Genomic DNA, 18,833 nt, shown 5'->3' with positions numbered 1-18,833 from the left:
GTCTTCTGGGTGCCCGCGATGTTCCTGGTCTTCCCCGAGGCGCTCGCCGCCCCCTACTCCCACACGCTCGGCGCGGGCTCCACGGGGCTCGGGCTGCTGATGTGCGCGCTGCCCGTCGGCACGATCGCCGGGGAGCTGTTCGCGGGGGCACGGCTCGGGGCGGCGACGCGGGAGCGGATCGTGCTGCCGCTGGTCTGCCTCGCGGTGGTGCCGTACCTGGGTTACGCCCTGGCTCCCGGACTCTGGCCCTCGCTGCTGCTCCTGGTGCTGGCCGGGGCGTGTTCGGCGTACACCCTCGGGCTCGACCAGTGGTTCGTGCGGGCGGTGCCGGAGGAGCTGCGGGGGCGGGCGATGACGCTGCTGAGCGCCGGGCTGATGACGATCCAGGGGGTCGGCATGGCGCTGGCGGGGGTGGTGGCCGAGGTGATCGGGGTGCGGGCGGCTGTGGCGGCGGCGGGGGTGGTGGGCACGGTGTGCTGTGCGGCGCTCGCGGTGGGGTGCCGGGTGACCGAAAGCCGAGACAGGGCTGCCCGCGATATGACCGGCCGGTAGGGTCTGATGACGTGCCCAAGCCTCTCAGTCTCCCCTTCGACCCCATCGCCCGTGCCGACGAGCTCTGGAAGCAGCGCTGGGGAAGCGTGCCCTCGATGGCCGCGATCACCTCGATCATGCGGGCCCAGCAGATCCTGCTGGCCGAGGTCGACGCCGTGGTCAAACCGTACGGGCTGACCTTCGCGCGCTACGAGGCGCTGGTGCTGCTCACCTTCTCCAAGGAGGGCGAGCTGCCCATGTCCAAGATCGGCGAACGGCTGATGGTCCACCCCACCTCGGTCACCAACACGGTCGACCGCCTGGTCAGGACGGGTCTGGTCGCCAAGCGCCCCAACCCGAAGGACGGCCGCGGCACGCTCGCCGTCATCACCGACAAGGGCCGCGAAGTCGTCGACGCCGCCACCCGGGACCTCATGGCCATGGACTTCGGCCTCAGCGCCTACGACGCGGAGAGCTGCGGCGACATCTTCACGCTCCTGCGGCCACTGAGGGTGGCGGCGGGGGACTTCGAGGAAGCCTGACCTGCGGGACCGCGCGGGAGCCACCCTGGGGCAAGATCTCCCGGAAAGCGTGGTTACGCTCGTACCCATGAAGAAGAGCGTGCTGACCCGCTACCGGGTGATGTCCTACGTCACCGGTGTGCTGCTGGTCCTGCTGACCCTGGGCGTGATCGCCAAGTACCTGCTCCACCTGAACGGTGCCGGCGACTTCACGCGGCTCATCGGCATCGCCCACGGCTGGCTCTACGTGGTCTACCTGGTCTTCGCCTTCGACCTGGGCTCCAAGGCGAAGTGGCCGGTCGGCAAGCAGCTCTGGGTACTGATCGCGGGCACCATCCCGACCGCGGCGTTCTTCGTCGAGCGGAAGATCAGCCACGAGCTGGAGGCCAAGGTCGCGCAGCCGTCCCCGGCGGCCGTCAAGGCGTAACCGGAACCGCCGTACGCACCCGTACGGCGGTTTCCCATCGACATTTACTAGGACGTCCAAGTAAATTCGATGGTATGGACGCTCACGCGATCGAAGAAGGCCGCCGGCGGTGGCAGGATCGGTACGACCGCGCGCGGAAGCGCGACGCGGATTTCAGCACGTTGTCGGGGGATGCGGTCGAACCGGTGTACGGGCCGCGGAGCGGGGACGTGTACGAGGGGTTCGAACGGATCGGGTGGCCGGGGGAGTACCCGTTCACCCGGGGGCTGCACGCGACGGGGTACCGGGGGCGGACCTGGACCATCCGCCAGTTCGCCGGGTTCGGCAACGCGGAGCAGACCAACGAGCGGTACAAGATGATCCTCGCGGCGGGCGGCGGCGGCCTGTCCGTGGCGTTCGACATGCCGACCCTGATGGGGCGCGACTCCGACGACCCGCGCGCGCTGGGCGAGGTCGGACACTGCGGGGTGGCCATCGACTCGGCCGCCGACATGGAGGTCCTCTTCGGGGACATCCCGCTCGGTGACGTCACCACCTCGATGACGATCAGCGGCCCCGCCGTCCCCGTCTTCTGCATGTACCTGGTCGCCGCCGAGCGCCAGGGCGTCGACCCGGCGGTGCTGAACGGCACGCTCCAGACCGACATCTTCAAGGAGTACATCGCCCAGAAGGAGTGGCTCTTCCAGCCCGAGCCGCACCTCCGCCTCATCGGCGACCTGATGGAGCACTGCGCGGCCGGCATCCCCGCCTACAAGCCGCTCTCCGTCTCCGGCTACCACATCCGTGAGGCCGGGGCCACGGCCGCGCAGGAGCTGGCGTACACCCTGGCGGACGGCTTCGGATACGTCGAGCTGGGCCTCTCCCGCGGCCTCGACGTGGACGTCTTCGCCCCCGGCCTCAGCTTCTTCTTCGACGCCCACGTGGACTTCTTCGAGGAGATCGCCAAGTTCCGCGCCGCCCGCCGCATCTGGGCCCGCTGGATGCGGGACGTGTACGGGGCGAAGACCGACAAGGCGCAGTGGCTCCGCTTCCACACCCAGACCGCCGGGGTCTCGCTGACCGCGCAGCAGCCCTACAACAACGTCGTCCGTACCGCCGTGGAGGCGCTCGCGGCCGTGCTCGGCGGCACCAACTCGCTGCACACCAACGCCCTGGACGAGACCCTCGCCCTGCCCAGCGAGCAGGCCGCGGAGATCGCGCTGCGCACCCAGCAGGTGCTCATGGAGGAGACCGGCGTCGCCAACGTCGCGGACCCGCTGGGCGGTTCCTGGTACATCGAGCAGCTCACCGACCGCATCGAGGCGGACGCCGAGAAGATCTTCGAGCAGATCAAGGAGCGGGGCCTGCGGGCCCACCCCGACGGGCAGCACCCCATCGGCCCCATCACCTCCGGCATCCTGCGCGGCATCGAGGACGGCTGGTTCACCGGCGAGATCGCCGAGTCCGCCTTCCGCTACCAGCGGTCGCTGGAGAAGGGCGAGAAGCGGGTCGTCGGCGTCAACGTCGCCACCGGCTCCGTCACCGGCGACCTGGAGATCCTCCGGGTCAGCCACGAGGTCGAGCGCGAGCAGGTCCGCGTCCTGGCCGCCCGCAAGGCCGCCCGCGACGACACGGCCGTACGCAAGGCGCTCGACGCCATGCTCGGCGCCGCCCGCTCCGGCGCCAACATGATCGAGCCCATGCTGGAAGCGGTACGCGCGGAGGCCACCCTCGGCGAGATCTGCGGGGTGCTGCGCGACGAGTGGGGGGTGTACACCGAGCCGGCCGGGTTCTAGCCCCCGTCAACTCACTGCTTACCCCGGAGGGGTGAGGTTCGGGACCGGGGTGGTGAGGCCCAGGAGGAGGATGTGGGTGAAACCCCGTGCCCACTCCTCGTCCGCCGGTTTGCCGCTGACCAGCGTGCGGTGCACCACCGCCCCGGCCGCCATGTCGAAGATCAGGTCGACCGTGCGCGCGGACTCCTCCGGGTCGGCCTCCGGCGGGAGTTCGCCCCGCTCCTGGGCCCGCGCCCGCCCGGCCAGCACCAGCCGCTTCTGCCGCTCCACGATCGAGGTGCGCACCCGCTCGCGCAGCGCGTCGTCCCGTGTCGACTCCGCGACCACGCCCATCAGCCCGCACTTGGCCTCCGGGCGGTCCAGGATCGCCGCGAACTGGAGCACCACGCCCTCGATGTCGGCCGCCAGCGAGCCCCGGTCGGGCAGCACCAGCTCGTCGAACAGCTCCGCCACCGCGTCCACTACCAGCTCGTGCTTGCCCGACCAGCGGCGGTAGAGCGTCGTCTTCGCCACCCCGGCCCGCGCGGCCACGTCCGACAAGGTGAGCCCGGACCAGCCCAGTTCCACCAGCCCCTCCCGCGTCGCGGCCAGGATCGCGGCATCCGCGGCGGCGCTGCGCGGGCGCCCGGTACGACTGGCGGGGGTGCGGCTCTGCATGAAGAGGACCCTAACCGGGCAGCTCGACATGTCGTGAGGGAGATCACCGGAAACCGCTGTCGTGGAACCCCCCACTGCTATTACGCTACGACTCGTAGCGAAAGCTCGTGACGGACGTACACGGGCGACGACCACTGGCGCGGGTGGGGACCCGGCGCCGACCCGCGATCGCCGACCACGATCGTTTTTTTCCTTCATGCGCCGGAACGGGGGAGGATGGACGCATGCAGCCACGGAACATGTCCATGAGCGGCGTCGTCGACCTCGCCGCGGTGAAGGCGGCCCAGGAGGCCAAGGCCAAGGCGGAGCAGGCGCGCGCCGAAGCCGCCCGGCACGGCGGCGCGGGCGCGGTGTCGCCGGCCGACCTCGTCATCGACGTCGATGAGGCGGGCTTCGAGCGTGAAGTCCTCCAGCGCTCCGCCGAAGTCCCGGTCGTCATCGACTTCTGGGCCGAATGGTGTCAGCCCTGCAAGCAGCTCAGCCCGGTGCTGGAGCGGCTGGCCGTCGAGTACAACGGGCGCTTCCTGCTCGCCAAGATCGACGTCGACGCCAACCAGATGCTGATGCAGCAGTTCGGGGTCCAGGGGATTCCCGCCGTCTTCGCGGTCGTCGCGGGACAGGCGCTGCCCCTCTTCCAGGGCGCGGCCGACGAGCAGCAGATCCGGGAGACCCTCGACCAGTTGATCCAGGTCGCCGAGCAGCGCTTCGGCCTGACCGGTCTGACCGTCGATCCGGACGCCGCTCCGGGCGCCGCCCCCGCCGCCGAGGCGCCGGAGGGGCCGTACGACGCCCTGCTGGCCGCCGCCGTCGAGGCGCTGGACGCGGGCGACCTCGGCGGTGCCGTCCAGGCGTACCGCAATGTGCTGGCGGACGACCCGGCCAACACCGAGGCCAACCTCGGTCTCGCGCAGGCCGAGTTGCTCCAGCGCGTACAGGGCATGGACCCGCAGCGCGTGCGCCGGGACGCGGCCGAGAAGCCCGGTGACGCGGAGGCCCAGATCGCCGCCGCCGACCTGGATCTGGTGGGCGGTCATGTCGAGGACGCCTTCGGCCGGCTCACCGACACCGTGAGCCGTACCGCCGGCGACGACCGGGACGCGGTGCGCCGCCGGCTGCTGGAGCTGTTCGAGGTCGTGGGCGCCGACGACCCGAGGGTGGTGGCCGCGCGCAGGGCCCTGGCACGGGCGCTGTTCTGACGCCGCGTCGGGGCGCGGGGCGCGTGATGCCGGGCTCGCCGAATGGCCGGTCTGGTGCATGAGTGATCACGCTTTACCAAAACTTGGTAAACCGGCCTCCTGTTACTCCGAGTAAGTCACAGCCGTTGATCTGTCCGGCTTCGTCCAATGATCAACGGCTTTGCTCTGCCCACTGATGGCACGGTCTGTCGCGCTCCGAGACCGCTGGGTCGTTGTTCGGTTATCGCGCCGTTACTAGCCGGTAACGGCGCCCCTTGTGCGGGCGGCGAGAATGCACCACGATCGGCCACGCTCGGTCCATTTCCGCACCCCGGCAGCCGGCCGGGAAGCGGGAGACTCTGGGTCCCCACCGAGCAGAGCCGGCGGCAGTGGCGCCGGCTCTGGGGCAGGGGGGTCTTCGCCTTCCCGGTGAAGCCTGTCCCGAAGGTTGTGCGTGATGTGCGTCAGGCGCGACCAGTGGTTGTCGCTCGGGGGTGAACGCCGGTTGTTCGGGCGCGGGTTCGTGCCGCCGAGCACGGGCGCTCCCCTTCCCGAGGACGTAGCACTTCTCCCATCCCTGCCCGGCCGAGCCGCCCCCTGGGGCGATTCCGGGACAGGAGATGTACGTCCGAGAAGGAGGAAATATGGAGTCCCAGGTGCGTGGCGGGACCAGATGGAAGCGCTTCGCTGTGGTCATGGTGCCCAGCGTCGCCGCTACGGCCGTGATAGGCGTCGCCCTCGCGCAGGGTGCTCTCGCCGCGTCGTTCAGCGTGTCCGGTCAGTCGTTCAAGGTGACGGCCGAGACGCTCAACGGCACCGGTTTCTCGCAGTACGGCGCGATCGACTCGGGTTACACCCTGAGTGGCGAGAAGACGGCGCATCCGGTGGCGGTGTCGGCCTTCACCAAGGCCACGATCCACAAGATGTGCCAGTCGGTCGTCACCCCCGTCGGTCTCCCGGGGATCGGTTCGGTCACGCTGCGACTGACGGCCGGTGAGAGCTCCGACCCGAAGAAGCAGGTCGAGGCGGACAACCTGTACATCGACGTCGAGGATCTGGGCGCTGACGCCACGTTCCACGACATCAACATCGGTGTCGCGGGCAAGGACCTCAAGGGTCCCGGCATCAAGAGCGGTGAGATCGCCAACAAGCAGGTCAACCCGTACGGGTTCGCCCAGGAGGCGACCAGCGCCGAGCTGACCGGTGTGAAGCAGACGGCGTGGGCCACCACCGCCGGAACCTTCAAGCTCAACGGTCTGCACATGGCCCTGTCCACGGGCAACAAGGCCGAGTGCTACTAGGCACTGCCTGACGGGCGGGGGAGTAAGAGCTCCCCCGCCCGTCCACTCTCCGGCCGCCGCTTCACCCGCGGCCCACATCTTCACCACAGCAATGCCGCACCAGGGAGCTGTTTTCCATGAGCGCCGAGACTCCTGCCGCCGCACCCGGCCAGTTCACCCGCCGGAGGCTGCAGTTCCGCGCCTGGCGGGGCGCCCGTCCTTTCTGGGCCGGCCTGTTCGTCATGCTCGGTGGCTTTCCGATCATGTACTTCCCGTACGCCCATCTGCAGATCGGTCATCTGACGGTGGCGATGGCCACCACCGCCGGAGCCGGTTCGCTGATCATCGGCGTGCTGCTCATCGTGCTGGGCATCAGCCTCTGGTTCCAGAAGCATGTACGGGTGTTCGCGGGCGTCGCGGCGATCCTGCTCGCGCTGGTGTCCATCCCCGTGTCCAACTTCGGCGGCTTCGTCATCGGCTTCCTCCTCTCCATGGTGGGCGGTGCCCTGGGCATCGCCTGGTCGCCCGGTCCGGCGGCGAAGGCGGAGGAGTCCGGCCGGTACGGCGCCCCCGCCCCGCGCGGCGAGGAGCCGGTGAGCACGCCGATGGACCTGTCAGGAACGAGCCCGGCCAACGAGGCGAACGGGAGGCACAGTGCCGGCTGACGAGGTGACCCACGGGCCCGATGTGGACGGGTCCCGTGCGAGAACCGGGCCCCGCCACGCGGCCCCCAAGAAGCTGCTGTTCACCCGGCTCCACATGCCGGCCGGGAAGGCCATCGCCTCCGTGGCGATGCCGACGGCGGTACTGATGGGCATGGGTTTCACGTCCACCCTCGCCATCGCCGACAGCGGCGGCGGCACCCCGGCCTCCAACAGTCAGAAGGCGGCCGACTACAAGGACTGTGTCGAGGCGCTGGGCGGCAAGGTGGACGGCACCTCCGCGAGCCCCTCGCCCTCCGCAGGTGAGAGCACCGGCCCGTCCACCCCCAGCCCCTCGGCTTCCGCCGGGGGCAAGGCCGGCGCGGGTGACGGCAAGGCGTCCTCGCCGGATTCAGGTTCCGGCGATGACGACAAGGGCGGCAGCCCCGCCACCGGTTCCTCCTCGTCCGCCTCGAAGCCCGCGGCCGCGCCGTCCGCGCAGGCGCCGGCCACGAAGGACGCCGCCGTCGGCACCCCCGCGCCGTCCGCGAGTTCCAAGAGCACCGACGGCGGGCTGCTCGGGACGATCGGGGACGCCCTCGGGGACGTACTGACCGGTGGCAAGCAGGCCGGCACGCCGTCGGCGACTCCGACGCCCTCCGCGACCGAGCCCGCGCCGTCCGCCTCCGGCACCCCCGCGCCCTCCGCCTCCTCCCCGGCCCCCACCAAGGGCGACGAGGAGAAGCCGGCCGGGAAGACGGCCGACGCCCCCGCACCGGGAGCCAAGAGTTCGGCGAAGGCCGGTGAGAAGGCCGAGGAGACCCCCGCGCCGAGCACCTCGGCCAGCTCCAGCTCCAGCTCCAGCCCCAGCCCCTCCGCGAGCGCCTCCGACGCCGCCGAGGACTGCGAGAAGGCCACGGACGACGTCGGCGGCATCGACAACAAGCAACTCCTCGCCGACGACCCCTGGTACCTCAACGCCAGCTCGCTGCTGCTCAAGGGCGCCGACTACCAGGGCGTCGTCCAGGTACGGACCGCGAGCGGCAAGGTCAAGAAGGTGCTGAAGTACGTCATCTCCGACGGCACCGACATCGGCGACCTGCACCAGACGGTGAAGGACAAGGCGTCCGGCAAGACGTACCACGTCCAGGCCGGCAAGGGCACGACGTCCACGATCCGCGGCGGCGACACCACCATGTACACCGAGAGCATCTCGGGCAAGCTGTTCGGTCTGATCCCGATCACCTTCAGCCCGGACAGCCCGCCGCCGCTGAACATCCCGCTGATCTACTTCACCGACGTCACCGTCCAGCAGGCCGCCCAGTTCGGCGGCACGCTGACCATCCCCAAGCTGCACCAGTACGCCGACTGAAGCACCATCACGAGCCCGTTCGGGAGCCGCACAACACCGTGGCCCGGTCCCCCTCAGCGAGGGGAACCGGGCCACGGTCCTGTCCGGGTGCGTCAGTTGCGGTCGCCGCCGCCGACGTGGTGCACGCGGACCATGTTGGTGGTGCCGGGGACACCGGGGGGCGAACCCGCGGTGATGACGACCGTGTCGCCGTCGTTGAAGCGGCCCAGCTTGGCCAGTTCCTGGTCGACCATGTCGACCATCTCGTCCGTGGTGTTGACGAACGGCACCACGTGCGACTCCACGCCCCAGCTCAGCGTGAGCTGGTTGCGGGTGCCCTCGTCCGTGGTGAAGGCCAGGATCGGCTGGGCCGCGCGGTAGCGGGAGAGCCGGCGGGCGGTGTCACCCGACTTGGTGAACGCGATCAGGCCCTTGCCGCCGAGGAAGTCGGCGATCTCGGCCGCCGCACGGGCCACCGAACCACCCTGCGTACGCGGCTTCTTGCCTGGCACCAGCGGCTGGAGGCCCTTGGAGAGCAGCTCCTCCTCGGCCGCCTTGACGATCTTCGACATCGTCTTGACGGTCTCCACCGGGTACGCGCCCACGCTGGACTCGGCCGACAGCATGACCGCGTCCGCGCCGTCCAGGATCGCGTTGGCCACGTCGGAAGCCTCGGCGCGGGTCGGCCGGGAGTTGGTGATCATCGACTCCATCATCTGGGTCGCGACGATCACCGGCTTGGCGTTGCGCCGGCACAGCTCGATCAGGCGCTTCTGCACCATGGGGACCTTCTCGAGCGGGTACTCGACGGCGAGGTCACCGCGGGCGACCATCACACCGTCGAACGCCATCACGACGTCCTCCATGTTCTCGACCGCCTGCGGCTTCTCCACCTTGGCGATGACCGGGACCCGGCGGCCCTCCTCGTCCATCACCTTGTGGACGTCCTGCACGTCCTTGGCGTCGCGGACGAAGGACAGCGCGACCATGTCGCAGCCCATGCGCAGCGCGAAGCGGAGGTCCTCGACGTCCTTCTCGGACAGCGCGGGCACGTTGACGGCCGCGCCGGGCAGGTTGATGCCCTTGTGGTCGGAGACGACACCGCCCTCGATGACGATCGTCTTGACCCGCGCACCCTCGACGTCCACGACCTTCAGCTCGACGTTGCCGTCGTTGATCAGGATCTGGTCGCCGCGCGAGACGTCCCCGGGCAGGCCCTTGTACGTCGTACCGCAGATGTGCTTGTCGCCCGGCACGTCCTCGGTCGTGATGATGAACTCGTCACCGCGCTCCAGCTCCACCGGACCCTCGGCGAAGGTCTCCAGCCGGATCTTCGGGCCCTGGAGGTCGGCCAGGACGCCGATGGCGCGCCCGGTCTCCTTGGCGGCGGCCCGGACGCGGTCGTACCGCGCCTGGTGCTCGGCGTGGGTGCCGTGACTGAAGTTGAACCGGGCCACATTCATGCCCGCCTCGATCATGGCGACGAGCCTGTCGTGGGTGTCGACCGCGGGGCCGAGAGTACAGACGATTTTCGAACGGCGCATGAGGCGATCCTATCGGTTTGTTTCACTGCGGAATATTCCGGCCGGCGGAAGATACAGACGATGCAAATGGGCGGACAGGCGCTCAGGCGTGTTACTGCGGTGTAATGCTCAGCTCTTCTTTCCGACCAGCGCATAGGTCTGCGTCGCGATCTCCAGTTCCTCGTCGGTCGGCACCACGGCGACGGCCACCCGCGCGGACGCGGGCGAGATCAGCCGGGCCCCGTCGGACCGTACGGCGTTCAGCTCCTCGTCCACCGCCAGGCCAAGGCCGTCGAGGCCGGCGACCGCCGCGGCACGCACGGCCGCCGCGTTCTCCCCGACGCCGGCCGTGAACGCCACCGCGTCCACCTGCCCGAGTACGGCGTAATAGGCGCCGATGTACTTCTTGATGCGATGAATGTAAATGTCGAAGGCGAGGGCCGCCGCTTCGTCGCCCTCGTCGACGCGGCGCCGGATCTCCCGCATGTCATTGTCCCCGCACAGACCGAACAGACCGCTCCTCTTGTTGAGGAGAGTGTCGATCTCGTCCATGGACATATCCCCGACACGGGCCAAATGGAAGATGACCGCCGGGTCCAGATCACCGGACCGGGTACCCATCACCAGCCCCTCCAGCGGGGTCAGCCCCATCGAGGTGTCCACGCACCGGCCGCGCTCCACCGCCGAGGCGGACGCGCCGTTGCCGAGGTGCAGCACGATCACGTTCACCTCCTCCGGCGCCTTGCCGAGCAGCCGCGCGGTCTCCCGTGACACATAGGCGTGCGAGGTGCCGTGGAAGCCGTAGCGGCGGATGCGGTACCGGTCGGCGATCTTCGGGTCGATCGCGTACCGCGCCGAGGACTCCGGCATCGAGGTGTGGAACGCGGTGTCGAAGACGGCGACCTGGGGCAGGTCCGGGCGCAGCGCCGTGGCGGTACGGATGCCGGTCAGGTTGGCCGGGTTGTGCAGCGGCGCGACCGGGATCAGCCGCTCGATCTCGGTGAGTACCGAGTCGTCGATGACGGTGGGCTCGGTGAAGAACATGCCGCCGTGCACCACCCGGTGCCCGATCGCGGCCAGCTCCGGCGAGTCCAGGCCGAGGCCGTCGCGGGTCAGCTCCTCGGCGACCGACTTCAGCGCGGTCTCGTGGTCGGCGATCGGCCCGCTGTGCTCGCGGGTCTCGCCGGTGGCCACCAGGGTGTGGCGCAGCCGGGAGGTCTGCTCGCCGATCCGCTCCACCAGGCCCACCGCGAGACGGCTGCTGTCCCGCATGTCCAGGAGCTGGTACTTCAGCGAGGACGAGCCGGAGTTGAGGACGAGTACACGGGTGGGGGTCACTGCTGGGAAGCCCTTTCGGTCGGCGCCTGCGCCTGGATCGCGGTGATGGCGACCGTGGTGACGATGTCCTGCACCAGGGCGCCGCGCGAGAGGTCGTTGACCGGCTTGCGCAGGCCCTGGAGGACCGGTCCCACGGCGATCGCCCCGGCCGAGCGCTGGACGGCCTTGTAGGTGTTGTTGCCCGTGTTGAGGTCCGGGAAGATCAGCACGCTGGCCTGGCCGGCCACCTCCGAGCCGGGCAGCTTGGTCGCGGCCACGGCGGCGTCCACGGCCGCGTCGTACTGGATCGGGCCCTCGATCTTCAGGTCGGGCCGCTGCTCGCGGGCCAGCTCGGTCGCCTCGCGCACCTTGTCCACGTCGGCGCCGGAGCCGGAGGTGCCGGTGGAGTACGACAGCATGGCGATCCTCGGCTCCACGCCGAACTGCGCGGCCGTCGCCGCCGACTCCACCGCGATGTCCGCGAGCTGCTCGGCGTTCGGGTCGGGGTTGACCGCGCAGTCGCCGTAGACCAGCACCTTGTCGGCCAGGCACATGAAGAAGACCGAGGAGACGATCGCGGAGTCCGGCTTGGTCTTGATGATCTCGAAGGCCGGGCGGATGGTGGCCGCGGTGGAGTGCACCGAGCCGGAGACCATGCCGTCGGCCAGGCCCTCCTGCACCATCAGGGTGCCGAAGTAGTTCACGTCGGAGACCACGTCGTAGGCCAGCTCCACCGTGACGCCCTTGTGGGCGCGCAGGGCGGCGTACTTCTCGGCGAAGGAGTCGCGCAGCTCGGAGGTGGCCGGGTCGATCAACTGGCAGTCGCCCAGGTCGATCCCGAGGTCGGCGGCCTTCTTGCGGATCTGGTCCACCGGGCCGAGCAGGGTGAGGTCGCACACGCCCCGCCGCAGCAGCACCTCCGCCGCGTGCAGGACGCGCTCCTCGGTGCCCTCGGGCAGCACGACCCGGCGCTTGTCGGAGCGCGCCTGCTCCAGCAGCTTGTGCTCGAACATCATCGGGGTGACCCGGCCGCCGCTGGGCGCGGAGACCCGGCGGGCCAGGTCGGAGGTGTCCGCGTACCGCTCGAACAGACCGAGCGCGGTCTCCGCCTTGCGCGGGGTGGCGGCCGTCATCCGGCCCTCCAGCGAGAAGAGCTGCCCGGCGGTGGGGAAGCTGGTGCCGGCCACCGAGAGCACCGGGGTGCCGGGGGCGAGACGGGCGGCCAGGGTGAGGATCTCCTCGCTCGGCACCTCGTCCAGGGTGAGCAGCACACCGGCGATGGGCGGGGTGCCGGCGCTGTGCGCGGCCAGCGAGCCGACGACCAGGTCGGCGCGGTCGCCCGGCGTCACGACCAGGCAGCCGGGGGTCAGGGCGGCGAGGAAGTTGGGCAGCATGGCGCCGCCGAAGACGAAGTCCAGCGCGTCGCGGGCCAGGCCGGAGTCGTCGCCCAGCAGCACCTTGGCGCCGAGGGCGTGCGCGATCTGCGAGACGGTCGGCGCGGAGAGGGCGGGTTCGTCGGGCAGGACGTAGCAGGGGACCGGCATGCGGTCGGTGAGCCGGTCGGCGATCTTGTCGCGGTCCTCTCGGGCGGCGCGGTTGGCGACCATGGCGAGGACGTCGCAGCCGAGGCCCGCGTAGGCGCGGTAGGCGTTGCGGGTCTCGGCGAGCACCGACTCGGCGGACTGCTTGCGGGCGCCGACCACCGGGATCACGGACGCGCCGAACTCGTTGGCGAGGCGGGCGTTGAGGGCCAGCTCGTCGGGGAGCTGGGTGTCGGCGAAGTCGGTGCCGAGGACGAGGACCACGTCGTAGTCGCGGGCGACCAGGTGGAAGCGGTCGACCAGGGTGGAGACGAGTTCGTCGGTGCCGCGCTCGGCCTGGAGCGTGGACGCCTCCTGGTAGCCCATGCCGTACACGGTCGCGGGGTCCTGCTGGAGGCGGTAGCGGGACCGCAGCAGTTCGAAGAGGCGGTCGGGGCCGTCGTGGACGAGGGGGCGGAACACCCCGACCCGGTCGACCTGCCGGGTCAGCAGTTCCATGACGCCCAGGTCGACGACCTGCCGGCCGTCGCCCCGGTCGATCCCGGTCACGTACACGCTGCGTGTCACGCGTGCTCTCCGATCCTTGCTCGTACGGCGGCCGCCTTCCCGGCGCCGCCGTACGCCTGCACAGAAATCGCCCACCCGAGGTGAGCGGAACCCTCTTGACAATACCCGCGGGCCTGGATAAGGCGCCCGTCAGCCCGGTGGGGGTCCGAACATGCTGGTGGGGGCGGTGGTCGTCGGCCGTTCGGTGGCCGTGAAAGAATCGGAGCGGCTCACCGGTACCCACAGCGAGCAGGAGACACAGCACGATGCGCATCGGAGTTCTCACCGCAGGCGGCGACTGCCCCGGCCTGAACGCCGTGATCCGGTCGGTCGTGCACCGCGCCGTGGCGCACTACGGCGACGAGGTCATCGGCTTCGAGGACGGTTACCGGGGGCTGCTGGACAGCCACTACCGCACCCTCGACCTGGACGCGGTCAGCGGCATCCTGGCGCTCGGCGGCACCATCCTCGGCTCCTCCCGCCTGGAGCGGGACCGGCTGCGCGAGGCCTGCGAGCGGGCGACCGACATGGCCGAGGAGTTCGGCATCGACGCGCTGATCCCGATCGGTGGCGAGGGCACGCTGACGGCGGCCCGGATGCTGTCCGACGCGGGGCTGCCGGTCGTCGGTGTGCCGAAGACCATCGACAACGACATCTCCGGCACCGACCGCACCTTCGGCTTCGACACCGCGGTGGGCGTGGCCACGGAGGCGATGGACCGCCTGAAGACCACGGCCGAGTCGCACCAGCGGGTCATGGTCGTCGAGGTCATGGGCCGGCACGCGGGCTGGATCGCGCTGGAGTCCGGCATGGCCGCCGGCGCACACGGCATCTGCCTGCCCGAGCGGCCCTTCGACCCGGCCGACCTGGTGAAGATGGTCGAGGAGCGGTTCGCGCGCGGCAAGAAGTTCGCCGTGGTCTGCGTCGCCGAGGGTGCCCACCCGCTCGACGGCACGATGGACTACGGCAAGGGCGACATCGACCAGTTCGGCCACGAGCGCTTCCAGGGCATCGGCACCGCGCTCGCCTACGAACTCGAGCGCCGCCTCGGCAAGGAGGCCCGCCCGGTCATCCTCGGCCACATCCAGCGCGGCGGCACCCCCACCGCCTACGACCGCGTCCTCGCCACCCGCTTCGGCTGGCACGCCGTCGAAGCCGCCCACCGGGGCGAATTCGGCGGCATGACCGCCCTCCGCGGCACCGACATCGCGATGGTCCCCCTGGCGGAGGCGGTCACCGAACTGAAGACGGTCCCCGTGTCCCGCATGGACGAGGCGGAGTCGGTCTTCTAGCCCGGTCGCTTTCCGGAGCGGGGCTCCTCAGTCCGCGATGTCCACCCCGTAGCCGCGCGCCAGCTCCGCGAGACTGAAGTCGTGGCCCTGGCCGATCGCGCGGAAGCGCCAGGCCGGACCACGGCGGTACAGCTCGGCCAGGAGCAAGGTGCGTTCCGTGGTGGCGGCGTCGAGGGTGGCACGTGCCAGTGGGGCGTCACCACCGCCCGGTGCGGTCGCCACCTGGACCGCGCCGATTTCGCCGAAGGTCGGGTCACCGTCCACGGCGGCGGCCACCACGATCCGGTGGAACGCGGGCGGGAGCGCCGCCAGGTCGACGGTGATCGTCTGTTCGGCCGGGCCGTCGGCGAGCAGGCGCACCGTGCCGCCGGGGTTCTCCGGTGCGCCGTAGAAGACGAAGTCCTCGTCGAAGGTGACCTGGCCGTCCTCGTCGAGCACGAAGGCGACGACATCGACCTCGCAGTCGGCCGGTGGCGCCCAGGACGCGGTCACGTGCCACGGCCGGGTCGCGTCCGGCAGGTCGGTGACCCCGCCGCGCGGCAGTACCAGCGGGGCGGGGTGCGACGGTTCCTCCGCGGGCCCGGGAGCGTCCAGGAGCCCGGTGCCCGCGAGCCAGCCGATGTCCCGCACGGGCAGTCCCAGCTCGGTGACGCGTGCCATGCGGCGGTCCCGGTCACCGTCGGCGAGGAGCAGGACGTCGGTCACGCCTCGGCTGAGGTTGACGGCGGCCGAACCGCCCAGCTCCACCAGGCGGGTACGGGCGGCCGCCGCCTCGGCGTGTGGGCCGCCGAGAATCAGCACGCGCCGTCCGGCCAGCGGTTTGTCGGGCGTACGGACGACGGGTTCGGGCCGCTTCGGCGCCCGTGGGGCGGGCACGACCGGTTCCTGGTGCGCCGTGCCGGGTCGTACGTCGCCCAGGAGGCTCAGGAAGGCGGCTTCGTCGATCACCGGTACGCCCTCGGCGGCTGCGCGACGGGCCTTGGTGGAGCGGACGGCCGGGTCGTCGGTGACCAGGACGCTGGTGTGGCGGCTGACGGACCCCATCACGTTCAGCCCGGCCGCGACCGAGCGGGCGATCAGTTCGGTCCGCGCCGTGGCGGTCTCTCCGGTAATGGCAACCTTCATGCCCTGTACCAGCGGCCCGCCCTCCGTCAGACGCCCCGGATTGCGGTACGCGCACGGTGTCTTGGGCGGGCTGGGCGCGAACCGCGAGTTCTGCCGGGGCGGGCAGGCCACCAGGGGCAGCGCCAGGCCGAGGCGGGCGGACTCCCGCAGCGAGGCACCGAAGATGCCGGCCAGTACGCGGGTGTCGTCCAGGGCGTCGTGCGCCCAGGTCTGCCGGACGCCGTAATGGGCGGCAAGGGTGCTCAACTTCAGGTCTGGTGTGGGTGGTTCGAGCTGGCGATTGAGGGCCAGGGTGCACAGTCGCCGCGACACCGGAAGGGATAGCCGGGCGCGCGAGAACTCGTGGTCCAGGAAGCCGTAGTCGAACTGCGCGTTGTGGGCAACCATCACCCGGCCCCGTAGCAGGGCCGCTATCTCCTCGGCGACCTGCGCGAAGTCCGGTGCACCGCTGAGCCGTTCGCGGGTGAGCCCGTGCACGTGGACCGGCCCCGGATCGCAGCCGGGGTCCACCAGCGTCGAGAACTCGCCGGTGCGTGCGCCGTCCGGGCCCATCGTCACGACCGCGACCGACAGCACGCGGTCCCGCCGCGCGACGAGCCCCGAGGTCTCCACGTCCACGAGCGCCCACTCATGGGCGTAACCGGGGGGCAAGGGCGTGGTGATGGCGGTGTTTCCGAGGGTCATACCGGAAAGGATGATCCGGATTTCACCATTCCTTCAACTCTCCTACGTCTGGCGGCCTGTGGAGGCGGCTCGTAGGGGGCTCATTTCAACGTCCCCGGCCCTCCTCCTCGGACAGCCAGCGGTAGATCAGTTCCGGGCGGCCCACCTGGCCGTACTGGGGGCTCCTGGTCGCTCTGGCCGTGGTCACCAGATGCTCCAGGTAGCGGCGGGCCGTGATGCGGGAGATGCCCACCGATTCGGCCACGCCTGCTGCCGTGAGGCCGGTGGGGGTGGCGCGCAGGGCCGCTGTGACTCGTTGCAGGGTGGGGGCGCTCAGCCCCTTGGGGAGCGTGGGCGGGGCCGGGGTGCGGAGGGTGGCCAGCGCCTGGTCCACCTCGTCCTGGCCGCTCGCCTCGCCTGCCGCCGCGTGGTAGTCCGCGTAGCGGAGCAGGCGGTCGCGGAGGGTGGCGAAGGTGAAGGGCTTCAGGACGTACTGGACCACGCCCAGCGAGACACCCTCGCGGACCACCGCCAGGTCACGGGCCGAGGTGACCGCGATGACGTCCGCCTGGTGGCCCGCCGCGCGCAGGGAGCGGGCGAGCTGGAGGCCGTGCACGTCGGGGAGGTGCAGGTCGAGCAGGAGGAGGTCGACCGGGGTGCGGTCCAGGACGCGCCGTGCGGCGGCGCCGGTTCCCGCCTTGCCGACGGCGACGAAGCCCGGCACCCGGCCGACGTAGAGGACATGCGCGTCCGCCGCCACCGGATCGTCCTCCACCACCAGGACACGGATGGGTGGCTGCTCGGGGGTCATACGGCGCCTCCCGGCGGCCCGAGCGGCAGCCGGGCCTCGAACGCCGCACCCCCGCCCTCCGCCTCGGTGACCGTCAGCGTGCCCGTGAGCCGGGTGACCGTCTGGCGGGCCAGTGCCAGACCGAGGCCCCGCCCGCCGGGGCCGGCCGGCTTGGTGGTGAAGCCGCGTCGGAAGACGAGGTCCGCGTGGGCCGGGTCGACGCCGGGACCGGTGTCGGCCACGCGCAGCAGCAGCGCCTCGCCGGCCGCGTACGCCGTCACCGTGACCCGCGCCCGCGCGCTGCCCTGCGCCGCGTCCACCGCGTTGTCGATCAGGTTGCCCAGGATGGTGACGAGGTCGCGCACCGCGAGGTCCGGCGGGAGTACGCCGTCGTCGAGCCGGCTCTCGGGCGAGACGACCAGCTCCACGCCCCGCTCGTGCGCCTGCGCCGTCTTGCCCAGCAGCAGCGCGGCCAGCACCGGCTCGCCCACCGCCGCGACCACCTGGTCGGTGAGCGTCTGGGCCAGCTCCAGCTCGGCCGTGGCGAACTCCACCGCCTCCTCCGCCCGCCCCAGCTCGATCAGGGAGACCACGGTGTGCAGCCGGTTCGCCGCCTCGTGCGCCTGCGACCGCAACGCCTGGCTGAACCCGCGCTCGGAGTCCAGCTCGCCCGTCAGCGACTGGAGTTCGGTCACATCCCGGAGCGTGACGACCGTACCCCGGTGCTCCCCGCCGGACACCGGCGAGGTGTTGACCACCAGCACGCGGGACGCGGTCAGGTGCACCTCGTCGACCCGTGGCTCCGAGGACAGCAGCGCCCCCGTGAGCGGCCCCGGCAGCCCCAGCTCCGCGACCGACAGACCGACCACCTGGCCGCCGACCCCGAGCAGCTCGCGCCCGCCGTCGTTGATCAGCGCCACCCGGTACCGCCCGTCCAGCATCAGCAGCCCCTCGCGCACCGCGTGCAGCGCCGCCTGGTGGTAGTCGTGCATCCGGCTCAGCTCGGCCGCGTTCATCCCGTGGGTGTGCCGCCGCAGCCGCGCGTTGATCACGTACGTACCCACTGCCCCCAGCAGCAGCGCCGCCCCCGCCACCCCGAGCAGCGCCGTCACCTGGTCCTGGACCCGCGCGCTGATCGCCTCCACCTTGATCCCGGCGCTGACCAGCCCCACCACCCGGCCCCCGTCCGTCACCGGAGTCACCGCGCGCACGGACGGGCCCAGCGTGCCGGTGTACGTCTCGGTGAAGGTGTGCCCCCGCAGGGCGGGCCCGGTCCGGCCGAGGAAGCGCCGGCCTATCTCGTCCCGCGACGGATGGGTCCAGCGGATGCCCTGCGGGTCCATGATCGTGACGAAGTCGACCTCGGCGTCCCGCATCACCCGCAGCGCGTAGGGCTCAAGCTCGGCGGAGGGGTCCGGGGTACGGATCGCCGCCCGCACCGAGGGCGCGTCCGCGATGGACCGGGCCACCGCCGTGACCTGGCGTTCCGCCGCGTCCCGCGCCTGACGCTGGTCGCTGACGTAGGTGAACAGGGCGTACCCGGCCACCACCACTGCGACCAGCACCGCCTGCATGGCGAAGAGCTGGCCCGCCAGGCTGCGGGGTCGGGGGAGGGCGGGGGCACGCATGCCAGCAGTGTGCCTGTCCGTTCGGGCATGAACTAAATGAACGGAAGGGT

16 protein-coding genes are annotated in these 18,833 nt (G+C 71.1%); 9 read left to right on the top strand and 7 right to left on the bottom strand.

The genetic code is table 11. The features are described 5' to 3' along the window. From GT030_RS31685 to GT030_RS31670, 4 genes are all read left to right on the top strand, one after another. Window positions 1–552: MFS transporter (locus GT030_RS31685; RefSeq protein ID WP_161204024.1), on the top strand; the 552-nt coding region annotated here is incomplete at its 5' end. Window positions 553–563: 11 nt separating this feature from the next. Further along, entirely contained in the window at window positions 564–1,073 is a 510-nt protein-coding gene (locus GT030_RS31680) for a MarR family transcriptional regulator (protein ID WP_161204023.1), read from the top strand. A 67-nt stretch (window positions 1,074–1,140) separates the two neighbouring features. After that, a complete protein-coding gene (locus GT030_RS31675) occupies window positions 1,141–1,479 on the top strand; it encodes a DUF3817 domain-containing protein (RefSeq protein ID WP_161204022.1) in 339 nt (112 codons plus the stop codon). Between the two features lie 74 nt (window positions 1,480–1,553). Beyond that, the gene (locus GT030_RS31670) at window positions 1,554–3,254 is read left to right on the top strand and encodes a methylmalonyl-CoA mutase family protein (RefSeq protein WP_161204021.1); all 1,701 of its coding nucleotides are present in this window, start codon (window positions 1,554–1,556) and stop codon (window positions 3,252–3,254) included. Window positions 3,255–3,272: 18 nt separating this feature from the next. Here the strand turns inward: GT030_RS31670 and GT030_RS31665 are convergent, their stop codons facing one another. Continuing rightward, window positions 3,273–3,911, bottom strand: coding sequence for a TetR/AcrR family transcriptional regulator (locus tag GT030_RS31665; RefSeq protein ID WP_161204020.1), 639 nt, complete (start codon window positions 3,909–3,911; stop codon window positions 3,273–3,275). A 224-nt stretch (window positions 3,912–4,135) separates the two neighbouring features. On the opposite strand from GT030_RS31665, the gene GT030_RS31660 reads away from it, so the two are divergent. The 4 genes from GT030_RS31660 (at window position 4,136) to GT030_RS31645 (ending at window position 8,379) form a co-directional block, all read left to right on the top strand. Then, window positions 4,136–5,107, top strand: a complete 972-nt coding sequence (locus GT030_RS31660; protein ID WP_161204019.1) for a tetratricopeptide repeat protein — start codon at window positions 4,136–4,138, stop codon at window positions 5,105–5,107. Between the two features lie 623 nt (window positions 5,108–5,730). Next, window positions 5,731–6,387, top strand: a complete 657-nt coding sequence (locus tag GT030_RS31655; RefSeq protein ID WP_161204018.1) for a DUF6230 family protein — start codon at window positions 5,731–5,733, stop codon at window positions 6,385–6,387. A gap of 116 nt (window positions 6,388–6,503) precedes the next feature. Beyond that, window positions 6,504–7,031 carry a DUF6114 domain-containing protein gene (locus tag GT030_RS31650; protein ID WP_161204017.1) on the top strand — a complete coding sequence of 176 codons (528 nt, stop codon included), beginning with the start codon at window positions 6,504–6,506 and terminating at the stop codon, window positions 7,029–7,031. After that, window positions 7,021–8,379 (top strand): hypothetical protein, encoded by a 1,359-nt coding sequence (locus GT030_RS31645; RefSeq protein WP_161204016.1) that lies wholly within the window; start codon window positions 7,021–7,023, stop codon window positions 8,377–8,379. The genes GT030_RS31650 and GT030_RS31645 overlap by 11 nt, the downstream gene beginning before the upstream one ends. A gap of 92 nt (window positions 8,380–8,471) precedes the next feature. On the opposite strand, the gene pyk is transcribed toward GT030_RS31645, so the two are convergent. From pyk to pta, 3 genes are all read right to left on the bottom strand, one after another. Further along, entirely contained in the window at window positions 8,472–9,902 is a 1,431-nt protein-coding gene (pyk, locus tag GT030_RS31640) for a pyruvate kinase (protein ID WP_161199710.1), read from the bottom strand. A 108-nt stretch (window positions 9,903–10,010) separates the two neighbouring features. Next, a complete protein-coding gene (locus GT030_RS31635) occupies window positions 10,011–11,219 on the bottom strand; it encodes an acetate kinase (RefSeq protein WP_161199711.1) in 1,209 nt (402 codons plus the stop codon). Then, window positions 11,216–13,306, bottom strand: a complete 2,091-nt coding sequence (pta, locus tag GT030_RS31630; protein WP_161199712.1) for a phosphate acetyltransferase — start codon at window positions 13,304–13,306, stop codon at window positions 11,216–11,218. The genes GT030_RS31635 and pta overlap by 4 nt, the downstream gene beginning before the upstream one ends. A gap of 245 nt (window positions 13,307–13,551) precedes the next feature. On the opposite strand from pta, the gene GT030_RS31625 reads away from it, so the two are divergent. Further along, window positions 13,552–14,577 (top strand): ATP-dependent 6-phosphofructokinase, encoded by a 1,026-nt coding sequence (locus GT030_RS31625; RefSeq protein ID WP_130332434.1) that lies wholly within the window; start codon window positions 13,552–13,554, stop codon window positions 14,575–14,577. A 27-nt stretch (window positions 14,578–14,604) separates the two neighbouring features. Here the strand turns inward: GT030_RS31625 and GT030_RS31620 are convergent, their stop codons facing one another. The 3 genes from GT030_RS31620 to GT030_RS31610 form a co-directional block, all read right to left on the bottom strand. Continuing rightward, on the bottom strand, window positions 14,605–16,386 hold the full coding sequence (locus GT030_RS31620; protein ID WP_161199713.1) for a TerD family protein: 1,782 nt from the start codon (window positions 16,384–16,386) through the stop codon (window positions 14,605–14,607). An 85-nt stretch (window positions 16,387–16,471) separates the two neighbouring features. Further along, the gene (locus GT030_RS31615; protein WP_161199714.1) at window positions 16,472–17,176 is read right to left on the bottom strand and encodes a response regulator; all 705 of its coding nucleotides are present in this window, start codon (window positions 17,174–17,176) and stop codon (window positions 16,472–16,474) included. Beyond that, window positions 17,173–18,783 (bottom strand): sensor histidine kinase, encoded by a 1,611-nt coding sequence (locus tag GT030_RS31610; RefSeq protein ID WP_161199715.1) that lies wholly within the window; start codon window positions 18,781–18,783, stop codon window positions 17,173–17,175. The genes GT030_RS31615 and GT030_RS31610 overlap by 4 nt, the downstream gene beginning before the upstream one ends. Window positions 18,784–18,833 lie beyond the last annotated feature (50 nt).

Source organism: Streptomyces sp. SID1328 (genome assembly GCF_009865595.1).
GTDB classification, from domain to species: Bacteria; Actinomycetota; Actinomycetes; order Streptomycetales; family Streptomycetaceae; genus Streptomyces; species Streptomyces griseoluteus.
This window is presented reverse-complemented; position numbering and strand designations above follow the sequence as displayed.